Origin of the sequence: Pseudomonas mandelii (assembly GCF_900106065.1) — a bacterium.
GTDB lineage: Bacteria > Pseudomonadota > Gammaproteobacteria > Pseudomonadales > Pseudomonadaceae > Aquipseudomonas > Aquipseudomonas mandelii.
This window is the reverse complement of record NZ_LT629796.1, coordinates 3313738-3325988: the sequence shown is the minus strand read 5'-3', so window position 1 is coordinate 3325988 and position 12251 is coordinate 3313738. Positions and strand designations below refer to the sequence as shown.

General features: G+C 58.2%; 13 protein-coding genes, 4 tRNA genes and 1 pseudogene. 10 read left to right on the top strand and 8 right to left on the bottom strand.

Annotation, left to right across the window (positions count from 1 at the left end; genetic code table 11):
* Positions 1-2: 2 nt before the first annotated feature.
* Genes BLU63_RS15280 through yacG form a run of 4 tightly spaced genes read left to right on the top strand, consistent with a single transcriptional unit; the run spans position 3 to position 2911 of the window.
* Positions 3-1220: a type II secretion system F family protein gene (locus BLU63_RS15280; protein WP_083375733.1), complete on the top strand. Its 1218-nt coding sequence runs from the start codon at positions 3-5 to the stop codon at positions 1218-1220.
* A 1-nt stretch (position 1221) separates the two neighbouring features.
* Entirely contained in the window at positions 1222-2094 is an 873-nt protein-coding gene (locus BLU63_RS15275; protein ID WP_083375732.1) for a prepilin peptidase, read from the top strand.
* Positions 2091-2714, top strand: coding sequence for a dephospho-CoA kinase (coaE, locus tag BLU63_RS15270; RefSeq protein ID WP_042932554.1), 624 nt, complete (start codon positions 2091-2093; stop codon positions 2712-2714). The genes BLU63_RS15275 and coaE overlap by 4 nt, the downstream gene beginning before the upstream one ends.
* Positions 2711-2911 (top strand): DNA gyrase inhibitor YacG, encoded by a 201-nt coding sequence (gene yacG, locus BLU63_RS15265; protein ID WP_083375731.1) that lies wholly within the window; start codon positions 2711-2713, stop codon positions 2909-2911. Before coaE ends, yacG begins: the two co-directional genes overlap by 4 nt.
* A 3-nt stretch (positions 2912-2914) precedes the next feature.
* Here yacG and BLU63_RS15260 read toward each other — a convergent pair whose 3' ends face one another.
* From BLU63_RS15260 to BLU63_RS15250, 3 genes are all read right to left on the bottom strand, one after another.
* Positions 2915-3130, bottom strand: coding sequence for a hypothetical protein (locus BLU63_RS15260; protein ID WP_010467577.1), 216 nt, complete (start codon positions 3128-3130; stop codon positions 2915-2917).
* A gap of 63 nt (positions 3131-3193) precedes the next feature.
* On the bottom strand, positions 3194-3883 hold the full coding sequence (locus BLU63_RS15255) for an energy-coupling factor ABC transporter permease (RefSeq protein ID WP_083375730.1): 690 nt from the start codon (positions 3881-3883) through the stop codon (positions 3194-3196).
* On the bottom strand, positions 3880-4347 hold the full coding sequence (locus tag BLU63_RS15250; protein WP_010467572.1) for a hypothetical protein: 468 nt from the start codon (positions 4345-4347) through the stop codon (positions 3880-3882). Before BLU63_RS15250 ends, BLU63_RS15255 begins: the two co-directional genes overlap by 4 nt.
* Before the next feature lie 129 nt (positions 4348-4476).
* Between BLU63_RS15250 and BLU63_RS15245 the strand changes: the two genes are divergently transcribed.
* The 6 genes and pseudogenes from BLU63_RS15245 to BLU63_RS15220 all read left to right on the top strand — a co-directional run bounded on the left by BLU63_RS15245 (position 4477) and on the right by BLU63_RS15220 (position 8808).
* Positions 4477-5103, top strand: coding sequence for a DUF1780 domain-containing protein (locus BLU63_RS15245; RefSeq protein ID WP_007970534.1), 627 nt, complete (start codon positions 4477-4479; stop codon positions 5101-5103).
* Entirely contained in the window at positions 5100-5627 is a 528-nt protein-coding gene (locus BLU63_RS15240; RefSeq protein ID WP_010467568.1) for an MOSC domain-containing protein, read from the top strand. Before BLU63_RS15245 ends, BLU63_RS15240 begins: the two co-directional genes overlap by 4 nt.
* A gap of 51 nt (positions 5628-5678) precedes the next feature.
* Positions 5679-5852, top strand: a complete 174-nt coding sequence (locus BLU63_RS15235) for a DUF3094 domain-containing protein (protein ID WP_008028730.1) — start codon at positions 5679-5681, stop codon at positions 5850-5852.
* A 60-nt stretch (positions 5853-5912) separates the two neighbouring features.
* On the top strand, positions 5913-7211 hold the full coding sequence (locus BLU63_RS15230) for an NAD(P)/FAD-dependent oxidoreductase (RefSeq protein ID WP_010467566.1): 1299 nt from the start codon (positions 5913-5915) through the stop codon (positions 7209-7211).
* 585 nt (positions 7212-7796) lie between these two features.
* Positions 7797-8105: pseudogene (locus BLU63_RS15225) on the top strand (FAD-dependent oxidoreductase); the annotation flags it as partial.
* 304 nt (positions 8106-8409) lie between these two features.
* Positions 8410-8808, top strand: a complete 399-nt coding sequence (locus tag BLU63_RS15220) for an HvfA family oxazolone/thioamide-modified RiPP metallophore (protein WP_010467563.1) — start codon at positions 8410-8412, stop codon at positions 8806-8808.
* A 132-nt stretch (positions 8809-8940) separates the two neighbouring features.
* Here the strand turns inward: BLU63_RS15220 and BLU63_RS15215 are convergent.
* The 5 genes from BLU63_RS15215 to clpB form a co-directional block, all read right to left on the bottom strand.
* Positions 8941-9017: transfer RNA gene (locus tag BLU63_RS15215), tRNA-Pro, on the bottom strand.
* 95 nt (positions 9018-9112) lie between these two features.
* Positions 9113-9188: transfer RNA gene (locus tag BLU63_RS15210), tRNA-Lys, on the bottom strand.
* 5 nt (positions 9189-9193) lie between these two features.
* Positions 9194-9270 (bottom strand) — tRNA-Pro (locus BLU63_RS15205).
* A gap of 9 nt (positions 9271-9279) precedes the next feature.
* Positions 9280-9355: transfer RNA gene (locus tag BLU63_RS15200), tRNA-Asn, on the bottom strand.
* Between the two features lie 300 nt (positions 9356-9655).
* The gene (clpB, locus tag BLU63_RS15195) at positions 9656-12220 is read right to left on the bottom strand and encodes an ATP-dependent chaperone ClpB (protein ID WP_083375729.1); all 2565 of its coding nucleotides are present in this window, start codon (positions 12218-12220) and stop codon (positions 9656-9658) included.
* Between the last annotated feature and the right edge of the window lie 31 nt (positions 12221-12251).

Below are 12251 nucleotides of genomic sequence, written 5' to 3'. Positions count from 1 at the left end.
ACATGGCGGTCAAAGCAGCAAAAATCAGCGTCTACGCCTGGGAAGGCACGGACAGGAAAGGATCAAAGATGACCGGCGAGTTGAGCGGTCTCAACCCGGCCTTGATCAAGGCTCAGTTGCGCAAGCAGGGGATCAACCCCGGCAAGGTGCGCAAGAAATCCGCCTCGATTTTCAGTTTCGGCAATCGGATCAAGGCTCAGGAAATCGCCTTGTTTACCCGGCAAATGGCAACGATGATGAAAGCCGGCGTGCCGCTGCTGCAATCGTTCGACATCATCGGTGAAGGCTTCGACAACCCGGCCATGCGCAAACTGGTGGACGAGGTGAAGCAGGAAGTCGCGGCGGGTAACAGCTTCGCCGCGTCCTTGCGTAAAAAACCGCAGTATTTCGACGAGCTGTATTGCAACCTCGTCGACGCAGGTGAGCAGGCTGGCGCTCTGGATACCCTGCTGGAACGGGTGGCGACCTATAAGGAAAAGAGCGAAAGCCTCAAGGCCAAGATCAAGAAAGCCATGACCTACCCGCTGGCCGTGGTCTTTGTGGCGATCATTGTCACCGGGATTCTGCTGGTCAAGGTGGTGCCGCAGTTCGAGTCGGTGTTCAAGGGCTTTGGCGCCGAGTTGCCGGCCTTCACCGTGATGGTCATCGGCTTGTCGGAGTTCTTGCAGGCCTGGTGGTGGATGATGCTTGGCGCGTTGATCGCCGCGATCTTCGGTGTGCGCCACGCCTTTAAAACATCCGAGGCCTTTCGGGACCGCACGGACACCTGGCTGCTGAAGCTGCCGCTGATCGGCACCTTGATGTACAAGTCCGCCGTGGCCCGTTACGCCCGCACCCTGTCGACCACATTCGCCGCCGGCGTGCCGTTGGTCGAAGCCCTGGATTCAGTGGCGGGCGCGACCGGCAACATCGTGTTCAAGCGGGCGGTGCTGCGCATCAAGCAGGACGTGTCGACCGGCATGCAGCTGAATTTCTCGATGCGCACCTCAGGCATCTTTCCCAGTATGGCGATCCAGTTGACCGCCATTGGCGAAGAATCCGGCGCTCTGGACGACATGCTCGATAAGGTCGCGAGCTTCTACGAGGACGAAGTGGACAATATGGTCGATAACCTCACCAGCCTGATGGAGCCGTTCATCATGGTGGTGCTGGGTGTTATTGTCGGTGGCCTGGTGGTTGCGATGTACCTGCCCATCTTCCAACTCGGCTCAGCGATCTGACATGCCCTTGAACGAAGTCCTGATCCTCTATCCGCTGGTGTTCGTGGTCATCGCCTTGGCAGTCGGCCTGCTGGTAGGCAGCTTCCTCAACGTGGTGGTCTGGCGCCTGCCGAAAATGCTCCAACGCGAATGGCGGCTGCAAGCCCATGACGTGTTGGGTTTTCCGCCCGAGGCACCGGGCACCGCCTACAACTTGATGCTGCCTCATTCCCACTGCCCGCAGTGCGACCATCGAATCCGCGCCTGGGAAAACATCCCGCTGCTCAGTTATCTGTTTTTACGGGGGCGATGCTCGAACTGCGCCGCGCCAATCAGCAAACGTTATCCGCTGACTGAACTGGCCTGCGGTCTGCTCTCGGGGTTTATCGCCTGGCATTTCGGCTTCGGCTGGCAGGCCTGCATGGTGCTGGTGCTGACCTGGGGCCTGCTGGCGATGAGTCTAATCGACGCCGAGCACCAACTGCTGCCGGATGTATTGGTGCTGCCGCTGCTGTGGCTGGGGTTGATCGTCAACAGCTTCGGGCTGTTCGTGTCACTACATGAGGCATTGTGGGGCGCAGTGGCCGGTTATATGACGTTGTGGTCGGTGTTCTGGCTGTTCAAGCTGCTCACCGGCAAGGACGGCATCGGCCATGGCGATTTCAAGTTACTGGCCCTGCTCGGGGCCTGGGGCGGTTGGCAGATATTGCCGTTGACCATTCTGCTGTCATCGTTCGTGGGGGCCATCATCGGGGTGATTTTGCTGCGACTGCGCAACGCGCAAACCTCGACTCCGATCCCCTTCGGACCCTTTCTGGCAATTGCCGGCTGGATTGCCTTGCTCTGGGGTGGTCAAATAACCGGCTTCTATTGGCAGTTTGTCGGTTTGAAATGAATACCCCTGTGGAAAAACCCTGGATTCTCGGCCTGACCGGCGGCATCGGCAGCGGCAAAAGCGCGGCTGCCCAGCACTTCATCGACCTGGGCGTGCACGTGGTGGACGCCGATCACGCAGCCCGTTGGGTGGTGGAGCCGGGGCGCCCGGCGCTGGCGAAAATCGCTGAACATTTCGGCCCCGGCGTATTGCAAGCCGACGGACAACTGGATCGCGCGGCGTTGCGCAAACTGATCTTTGAGGTGCCGGAGGAACGCCGCTGGCTCGAAGCGTTGCTGCATCCGCTGATCGCCAAGGAAATCACCGATCACCTGGCCAAGGCACAATCGCCTTACGCGATTCTGGTTTCGCCGTTGCTGATCGAGTCCGGGCAGTACGCCATGACCCAACGGGTCCTGGTGATCGATGCCCCGGAACAGCTACAGATCGAACGCACCTTGCAGCGTGACCAGACCAGCGAGCAACAGGTCCAGGCGATCCTCAAGGCGCAGTCCAGCCGCCAGGACCGCTTGAGCCACGCCGACGATGTGGTGGTCAACGACCGCGACCTCGCCTGGCTGCACAGCGAGGTCGAACGCCTGCATCACTTTTACCTTACTTTGCGTGGAGGCCAGTCATGAGCCAAACCCCAACCGTCGATTGCCCAACCTGTGGCGCCCCTGTCGAATGGAGCGCCGACAGCACGTTCCGGCCATTCTGTTCGGACCGTTGCAAACTGATCGACCTGGGCGCCTGGGCGTCGGAAGAACACAAGATTCCGGTCAGCCCGGACGCCGAAGACGAGATGTTCAGCGAAGACTTCGACCCGCGTCACTGACACTCAAGGCCGCATAAAGCCGTAGTCCTGGTCTTCATCGAGGTTTTCCGCCAGAAAGCGCAACTCGTCGGCCAGGTCTTCGGCACTGCGCACCGCTTTGCTCTGCTGCACCACCGCGCTGAGCAAGGCGCGCAGGCTCAATCCCGGATCAAACCCCACTTCCTGTGCGTTATCCAGACTCTGACGCAACTCCTGCCTTGCCCATTCGTACACACTCATTTCGATGCTCCTGTAGGTTTTGTGGAGCATGAAAGCGTCAGCGTTTTATCGATTTGATGTGGATCAAGATTTGGGATCGTCGTCTTTCCAGGGCGCCGAAAGGTAGCGCGTGCGGTTGAAGGTCTCCAGCCATTCCGGGCTGAACACCACCAGCGCGCTGACAATCATGCCGTTGATGAAGGCTTCGGGAAAAATCAGCAGCCACAGATAACCGACAAAATCCTCAAGCCAGTACGGCATCTCGAAACGTTCGTTGAACCACAACAGCCACAGCGCCAGCAATAGACACAGCAACGCTGACAACGCCGCGGCGAAGAAGCCGGAAACGAAGATATACACAAAGGGATTACGTGGCTGCGCGCGTTCGACCAGGATCGCACAGCATTCGGTCACCAGCACCGGCAGCACAATCAGCAGCGCACCGTTGACCCCGACGGCCGCCAGGTCCTGACGCCCGAGCAGCACCAGCCCGCATTGCGCCACCAAGGCACCGACGATCGCCAGTGGCCAATCCAGCAGCAACGTCACAGCCGTCATGCCAATGAAGTGATACGACACGCCTGTATCGAAATCACGTCGCACCAGCCACAGCATGAACAGCGCGAACACTGTGCCGAACAGCAAATGCTGACGGCGGCTGTCGGTGAACAGCTCAACCCAAGGCGCACGCCAGAGGGCCCAGAGCAGCACGGACACATAAATCAGCCAGCCGACTGTCAGCGTTTGCTGGGACAGCAGCTCGGCACCGATCATGGTCCAGCCTTCTCCAGTGCCTCATGCAACTGCGCGGCCGTGGCATATTCGTGTTGCGCAACCAATTGGCCATCTTTGAGTTGCAGCCACAGCACTTTATCCACAGCCCCGGGATAACGCGGCGCCACACGCCCCTCGCGGTCCAGCATGACCCGATAGGAATAATCACGCATGGCCGGAACGGCAAACATCTTCGCGATCAGCCGTGGCATGCGCTGGATGTCCGCTAAAAACACAACGTGGCGCGCCTCCAGATAACCCTTGGGCTCGCCTTTCAGCGCAGCGTCAACCAGTTTGGCGGCGTCCATGCTTCGCGCCACCAGCAACGTCTGAGTCTGATGATCGAGCGTATAGGCCTGGTCGAATTGATCGAGCAAGGTCCAGGGCGCGAGTCGCTCGCCCACCTCCACCGCCTGGGCCCATAAGGGCAGAAGCCCCAGTAGCAACACCGGCCAATATTTCACATTCACCCCCTTGTCGGATCAATTACACACAGTGGCCATCAGTCTACACCGCCCGATCCGACTGCCCAGTGACGTCCTTTACCGGTAAACGCTTTCTGCTTGTCGCATTTGAACGCTAAGCTTGGGCCTATGGATGACTCAGATTATTTACGCCTGCTGACCATCGCGGCCGAGCAAGCCAACGCCTTTCTGTCCAATGCCCGCAAATGGGAGCGTGAGCGTTGGGTTTGTCAGCGCCTGTTGCAAGGCCTGAACATTCCCTATCGCGCCGACGAGTTCGCGCCTGCCGGGGAGCCGCCGGACGTGCTGTTCCGCGACGCCAGTTTCGAGGTGTTCTTCGTCCTCGACGAGGGACGGCGTCTCAACGACGAATGGCGCGATGAACTGCAACGCCGGCGCAGCGCGTTTTCCCTGAGCCAACTGGTGCGTCGCGAGGCCAAGCCCCGGCGCATTCCCGCCAATGAATTCCTGCTGAGACTGGCGCCGACCTTGCGTAAAAAAGCCCACAACTACAAAGAACGCGGCATGGACCTGGGGGAACTGGACATCATTGCGTTCGCCAGCCTCAAGCGTGAAGTACTGGACCTCAACAGCCATTTTCCGCCGCCGACCGAATACTTGCGCCAGGGCTGGCGCTCGCTGTCGTTGGTCGGTCCGACCTTCGCCCGAGTGCTGTTTGCACATCCGGACGCTCCGGACTTCCTGCGCAGTAACCTTGGCCGCAGCATCGTCTTCGACGTCGGGATCAGCCTGTGAGCCCATTGCAGGCATTAATCGCCGAAGTCCCGCAAGCCGGCCGCGTGCGCTGGATCGGCGTGCGCCCGGAACCTCACGTGCCGATGATCGAACTGGATGCCGTTGAGGCGCGACTTGAAGCCGGCCTGACCGGCGATCGAGCCCGCCCGGGAGTCCGTAACGCACGGCAAGTGACGTTGATTCAGTGGGAGCATCTGGCGGTGATCAGTTCGCTGATGGGCCGCCCGCACGACAAACCGGTCTTGCCTGAAGATTTGCGGCGCAACCTCGTTATCAGTGGTATCAACCTGTTCAGCCTCAAGGGTCGTCGCTTCCGTATCGGCCAGGCAATTTTCGAAACCACCGGCTGGTGCCAGCCTTGCGCGCGCCTGCAAAACAACCTCGGCCCCGGGACGTTTCAGGCTGTGCGCGGACATGGCGGAATCACGGCCCGAGTGCTACAAGGTGGAATCATTCGCCTGGACGACAGGGTGAGCGTCGAGCCCATTCCCGACAGCGGCTATGCTCCGTTCAACGTTCGTTAATCAACCTGTAGCTTCTACACCTTCAGCAACGTCTACCTGACGAGGCCCAATATGACCAGCCGCCTGAACCCCGACGACCAGAAGCATGTCGAAGAGTACCTGCACCTGTCCCAGCACCGAGTCGAGCGCCGACCTTTCCGGCCGTGGATGCTCCTGGTGGTGGTGTTGGCAGTGACCATTGGTTTAGGCCTGTTGAGCCGATTTATCAGTTACCTGACGCTATGAGCTGCCTCGCGCTCGCTCGGTTGACTGCACCGATTTCTTTTAGCCTTGCGAGATATCCCTATGACTCATCGTATTGTCATCGTTGGCGGCGGCGCCGGCGGTCTGGAGTTGGCTACCCGTCTGGGTAAGACTCTGGGCAAACGTGGCACTGCCAGCGTGATGCTGGTCGACGCGAACCTGACCCACATCTGGAAGCCGTTGTTGCACGAAGTGGCGGCCGGGTCGCTGAACTCTTCCGAAGACGAACTCAACTATGTTGCCCAGGCGAAATGGAACCACTTCGAGTTCCAGCTGGGGCGCATGAGTGGCCTCGACCGCGAGCAGAAGAAAATCCAGCTGGCCGCCACTTACGACGAAGCCGGCCTGGAACTGGTACCGGCGCGTGAAGTGGCTTACGACTCGCTGGTGATTGCCGTCGGCAGTACCACCAACGATTTCGGCACGCAGGGCGCGGCGCAGCATTGCCTGTTTCTCGACACCCGCAAACAGGCCGAGCGTTTCCACCAGCAACTGCTCAATCACTACCTGCGCGCCCATGCCGGGCAGACCGACAAGGTCGAGCAGATCAGCGTCGCCATCGTTGGCGCGGGTGCCACCGGTGTCGAACTGGCAGCAGAACTGCACAACGCCGCCCACGAGCTGGCGGCCTATGGCCTGGACCGGATCAAACCGGAAAACATGCACATCACCCTGATCGAAGCCGGCCCACGAGTGCTGCCAGCCCTGCCGGAACGCATCGGCGGGCCTGTGCATAAAACCCTGGAGAAACTCGGGGTCAATGTGATGACCAACGCCGCCGTCAGCGAAGTGACCGCTGATAGCTTGATCACTGCCGATGGCAACGTGATCAACGCCAGCCTGAAAGTCTGGGCCGCCGGCATTCGTGCACCGGGTTTCCTCAAGGATATCGATGGCCTGGAAACCAACCGCATCAACCAGCTGCAAGTGCTGCCGACCCTGCAAACCACCCGCGACGAAAACATCTTCGCCTTCGGTGACTGCGCGGCCTGCCCTCAACCGGGCACCGATCGCAACGTACCGCCGCGCGCCCAGGCTGCTCACCAGCAAGCTTCGTTGCTGGCCAAATCGCTGAAACTGCGGATCGAAGGCAAGGCGTTGCCGGAGTACAAATACACCGACTACGGCTCGCTGATCTCACTGTCACGTTTTTCGGCTGTGGGTAACTTGATGGGCAACCTGACCGGAAGCGTGATGCTCGAAGGCTGGCTGGCGCGGATGTTTTACGTGTCGCTGTATCGCATGCACCAGATGGCGCTGTATGGCGCGTTTCGCACGGCGATGTTGATGCTCGGCAGCAAGATTGGGCGCGGGACTGAGCCGCGGCTGAAGCTGCACTAGTACGTAAGTGCGTTACTAATGAAAACGCCCGGTTGTTTTACAACCGGGCGTTTTATTTGCTGATGCAGCACGTCATCAGATCACTTCAACACAGTGCGTAGGACTACGTGCCAACGCATTACCATCCTTCCATAACAAAATTTGAAAGCAAAACTGACCGTTCGATAACGGTTTATTGATCTGCAAATTGAAATGACCGTTTCCTTCCATAAGCTGCTCAGCACTCAAAGCATCTTCCTTTCCCGGGGTTACCACTCGCACACGGTGACGAGCGTGCCCCCCCCTTGAACGCGAAAGTTCTGACCCACTTTGGTGTTTTCGGCTGGCGATGTGACGTAGGGCGGAGATACTGGTTTTGGAGGAGGATTAGGACCACCGGGGAATTCGTTGGACATGATTAATTTCCTTATTCAAATAAGTAAGAGAGGCCAACTGCAATATGTTTTTAGTCTGATTGCGAGCTCATTACACCTGTCATAAATGACAGTACCGACTAACGGTGCAGAAAGATTAGATAGTTGCCCCTACTGTATTTCCCGCACAACTTCATCCCTTCACTCCCCCCTACGGCACATCAGTAGCACCCAGGCTGCGCACCAGCAGGCGTCGTTGCTGGCCAAATCGCTGAAACTGCGGATCGAAGGCAAGGCGTTGCCGGAGTACAAATACACCGACTACGGCTCGCTGATCTCACTGTCGCGTTTTTCGGCTGTGGGTAACTTGATGGGCAACCTGACCGGAAGCGTGATGCTCGAAGGCTGGCTGGCGCGGATGTTTTACGTGTCGCTGTATCGCATGCACCAGATGGCGCTGTATGGCGCGTTTCGCACGGCGATGTTGATGCTCGGCAGCAAGATTGGGCGCGGGACTGAGCCGCGACTCAAACTGCATTAACATCTTCAGCGTCCATTAGGGCCTCTTCGCGGGCACGCTTCGCTCCTACAAGTTAACCACCGATCTGTAGGAGCGAGGCTTGCCCGCGAATGAGGCACCTCGGTCCACTTGTGTGTCCCACTGTATCTCCCCCCACGATTCCTCCCCTTCGCTTACAAACTCCCCCTTGCGCGACACAGTAGCGATACACCCCGCCCTTTAAATGGCCACATCCGAGCAAGGCAACTCGCCCGCTACGGTTATCGCCGCACTCACGTGGCGTCCTTTATCGAACGGTTGTGTCGTGCAACCCAGGAGTATTGAAATGTCCCGTACTACCAAAAACACTATTGGCCTGCTCGGCGCTGTTTTAGCCGGCGGCATGATGTTGTCCGGTTCCGTATTCGCTGCGCAGCCGTTGACCCAAGGCTATTTGCTGGCCTCGGCCGAACAGGTGGTGAAAACCCCTGAAGGCAAATGTGGCGAAGGCAAGTGTGGCGATGCGTCGATGGCGAAGACCGATACCGATGGCGACGGCAAGGTCTCCCGCGCCGAATTCCAGAAAGTCGCGCCGAAGTCCAATTTCGACAAGATCGACACCAACCATGACGGCTTCATCGACGAGCAAGAGGCTTACGACAACGTAAAAGCCAACTTCGAAGCCAATGGCAAGAAAATGCCAAAAGGTCTGTTCGAACACCTGAAAGACCAAGACGGCGCCTAAGCCTTCAGGAATCAAACCGCGTTTTTCCTTCGAGAAACGCGGTTTTTTTTCGGCTGGCGATTTACACCTGGAAGCGCTGTTTTTTGCAGACAAAAAAAATCCCCGTATCTTTCGATACGAGGATTTTTAATATGGTCGGGGTAAGGGGATTCGAACTCCTGACATCCTGCTCCCAAAGCAGGCGCGCTACCGGACTGCGCTATACCCCGGTAAAAAAAAGGCACCTTTTAAAGGCGCCTTCTGCGAACAGAGCTTTTGGCGTCTGATCTTAAGATCTGATCCCAGCGTTAACTGGTTTCAAAAATGGTGGGTCGTGTGGGATTCGAACCTACGACCAATTGGTTAAAAGCCAACTGCTCTACCAACTGAGCTAACGACCCAAAAATGGTCGGGGTAAGGGGATTCGAACTCCTGACATCCTGCTCCCAAAGCAGGCGCGCTACCGGACTGCGCTATACCCCGGTTTGAAATTGGCTCCGTGACCAGGACTCGAACCTGGGACCCAATGATTAACAGTCATTTGCTCTACCGACTGAGCTATCACGGAACTACATATTTCAATTACAACGTTTGACGCTTTGTTGCACTCTCTTCGACCCGTTCGCATCGCTGCGTTCGTGTGTCTGAGGCGCGCTATTCTACAATCTTAAGCACCTCTGTCAACCCCTTAAATTGCATTCAAGTTAATGATTTGCAACTTATTTCAGATTTCTGCTTGGGGAGCAGAAACCCTTACGGGCGACTTACTGCGGGGCGCACTTTACAAGCCTTTTCCTTTCAGTTCAACAACCTGACGAAAAAAAGGCCTCGCAATGCGAGGCCTTGTTTATTTCACCGCCGTGACGGGTCAGGCAAATACGATCTCGTCGTTCTCCACCTTGCCGACAGCCGTGTCGCCAGGCATGAATCGACCGGACAGAATCAGCTGTGCCAGCGGGTTCTCGATCCAGCGCTGAATCGCTCGTTTGAGCGGTCGTGCGCCGTACACCGGGTCGTAACCCACCGCGATCAGCTTGTCCATGGCCTCTGGACTCAGCTCCAGTTTCAACTCGCGCTCAGTCAGGCGACTGCGCAGACGACCCAACTGGATCTCGGTAATGCCCGCGATCTGATCCCGCGCCAACGGCTCGAAGATCACCACTTCGTCGACCCGGTTGATGAACTCCGGCCGGAAGTGCGTGGAAATCGCATCCATCACCGCCGCACGTTGCGCCTCCCGATCACCGACCAGTTCCTGGATCTGCACCGAGCCCAGGTTGGAGGTCATGACGATCACGGTGTTCTTGAAATCTACCGTGCGGCCATGGCTGTCGGTCAAGCGGCCATCTTCCAGCACTTGCAGCAAGATGTTGAACACATCCGGGTGGGCCTTCTCGACCTCGTCCAGGAGGATCACCGAGTAAGGCTTGCGACGCACCGCCTCAGTCAGGTAACCGCCCTCTTCATAGCCCACGTAGCCCGGTGGCGCACCGATCAGCCGGGCCACGGAATGTTTCTCCATGAACTCGGACATGTCGATCCGCACCATCGCCTCTTCCGTATCAAAGAGGAACTCGGCCAGCGCCTTGCACAGCTCGGTTTTACCGACACCGGTCGGGCCGAGGAACATGAACGAACCGCTCGGACGATTCGGGTCGGACAACCCGGCCCGGGAACGCCGCACCGCGTTGGAAACGGCGATCACCGCTTCGTCCTGACCAATCACACGCTGGTGCAACAGGCTTTCCATCTTCATCAGCTTGTCGCGCTCGCCTTCGAGCATTTTCGACACCGGAATGCCGGTCCACTTCGAGACGACTTCAGCGATTTCTTCTTCAGTCACCTTGCTGCGAAGCAACTGGTTTTCGCTTTTGCCATGCTGGTCGACCATTTGCAGGCTGCGCTCCAGGTCCGGGATCACCCCGTATTGCAGCTCGGCCATGCGGTTCAGATCACCTTTACGGCGCGCGGCTTCCAGTTCCTGACGGGACTGTTCGATTTTCTGCTGGATCTGCGCAGAACCCTGTACCTCGGCTTTTTCCGAGTTCCAGATTTCTTCGAGGTCCGAATACTCACGTTCGAGTCGAACGATTTCTTCCTGCAACTTCTCCAGACGTTTCTTCGCCGCGTCGTCGCTTTCTTTCTTCAGCGCCTGGGATTCCACCTTCAGCTGAATCAGACGGCGCTCCAGACGGTCGAGGACCTCCGGCTTGGAGTCGATCTCCATGCGGATACGGCTGGCCGCTTCGTCGATCAGGTCGATGGCCTTGTCCGGCAATTGACGGTCGGTAATGTAGCGATGGCTGAGCTTGGCCGCGGCAATGATGGCACCGTCGGTGATCGCGACTTTGTGGTGAACCTCATAACGCTCTTTGAGGCCCCGCAGAATCGCGATGGTGTCCTCTTCGCTCGGCTCGTCCACCAGGACTTTCTGGAAGCGTCGTTCGAGTGCCGCATCCTTCTCTATATATTGGCGGTACTCGTTCAGCGTGGTCGCACCAACGCAATGCAATTCGCCGCGTGCCAACGCAGGCTTGAGCATGTTGCCCGCGTCCATCGAGCCTTCGCCCTTACCGGCGCCGACCATGGTGTGCAGTTCGTCGATGAACAGAATGATCTGCCCTTCCTGCTTCGACAGCTCGTTGAGCAGCGATTTCAGGCGTTCTTCGAACTCGCCGCGGTACTTGGCACCGGCAATCAGCGACCCCATGTCCAGGGACAGCAGGCGCTTGCCCTTGAGACCGTCCGGCACTTCACCGTTGATGATGCGCTGGGCCAGGCCTTCGGCAATGGCGGTTTTACCCACGCCAGGCTCACCGATCAGCACCGGGTTGTTCTTGGTGCGACGTTGCAGGACCTGGATCGTCCGGCGAATTTCGTCGTCACGGCCGATCACCGGGTCGAGCTTGCCTTCTTCGGCACGCTTGGTCAGGTCGACGGTGTATTTATCCAGCGCCTGGCGCGACTCTTCGTGATTGGCGTCATTGACCGCTTCGCCACCACGCAGGTTAGTGATCGCGTTTTCGAGGGCTTTTTTGCTGACGCCCTGACCGAGCAGCAATTTGCCGAGCTTGCTGTTCTCGTCCATCGCGGCGAGCAACACCAGTTCACTGGAGATGAACTGATCGCCCTTCTGCTGGGCCAGGCGATCGGCCTGGTTAAGCAGGCGCGCCAGATCCTGCGACATGTTCACGTCGCCGGTCGGGTTCTGGATTTTCGGGAGCTGGTCGAGCTCTTTGGTCAGCTCTTTACGCAAGCTGTTGACGTCAAAACCGACCTGCATCAGCAGGGGCTTGATCGAACCACCCTGCTGTTCAAGCATGGCCTGTATCAAGTGCGCCGGCTCGATGCCGGGATGGTCAAGGCCGACGGCCAGCGATTGGGCGTCGGATAGAGCTAACTGCAATTTGCTGGTTAAACGATCTATGCGCATGGGTCACCTTCCTTTTGAGCAGGCCGGACCT

Bases quoted from the DNA above. Each gene is read 5' to 3' on its own strand.
- BLU63_RS15280 (WP_083375733.1), top strand. From the start codon at position 3: ATGGCGGTCAAAGCAGCAAAAATCAGCGTCTACGCCTGGGAAGGCACG.
- clpB (WP_083375729.1), bottom strand. From the start codon at position 12,220: ATGCGCATAGATCGTTTAACCAGCAAATTGCAGTTAGCTCTATCCGAC.
- BLU63_RS15275 (WP_083375732.1), top strand. From the start codon at position 1,222: ATGCCCTTGAACGAAGTCCTGATCCTCTATCCGCTGGTGTTCGTGGTC.
- BLU63_RS15260 (WP_010467577.1), bottom strand. From the start codon at position 3,130: ATGAGTGTGTACGAATGGGCAAGGCAGGAGTTGCGTCAGAGTCTGGAT.
- yacG (WP_083375731.1), top strand. From the start codon at position 2,711: ATGAGCCAAACCCCAACCGTCGATTGCCCAACCTGTGGCGCCCCTGTC.
- BLU63_RS15230 (WP_010467566.1), top strand. From the start codon at position 5,913: ATGACTCATCGTATTGTCATCGTTGGCGGCGGCGCCGGCGGTCTGGAG.
- BLU63_RS15245 (WP_007970534.1), top strand. From the start codon at position 4,477: ATGGATGACTCAGATTATTTACGCCTGCTGACCATCGCGGCCGAGCAA.
- coaE (WP_042932554.1), top strand. From the start codon at position 2,091: ATGAATACCCCTGTGGAAAAACCCTGGATTCTCGGCCTGACCGGCGGC.
- BLU63_RS15220 (WP_010467563.1), top strand. From the start codon at position 8,410: ATGTCCCGTACTACCAAAAACACTATTGGCCTGCTCGGCGCTGTTTTA.
- BLU63_RS15235 (WP_008028730.1), top strand. From the start codon at position 5,679: ATGACCAGCCGCCTGAACCCCGACGACCAGAAGCATGTCGAAGAGTAC.
- BLU63_RS15255 (WP_083375730.1), bottom strand. From the start codon at position 3,883: ATGATCGGTGCCGAGCTGCTGTCCCAGCAAACGCTGACAGTCGGCTGG.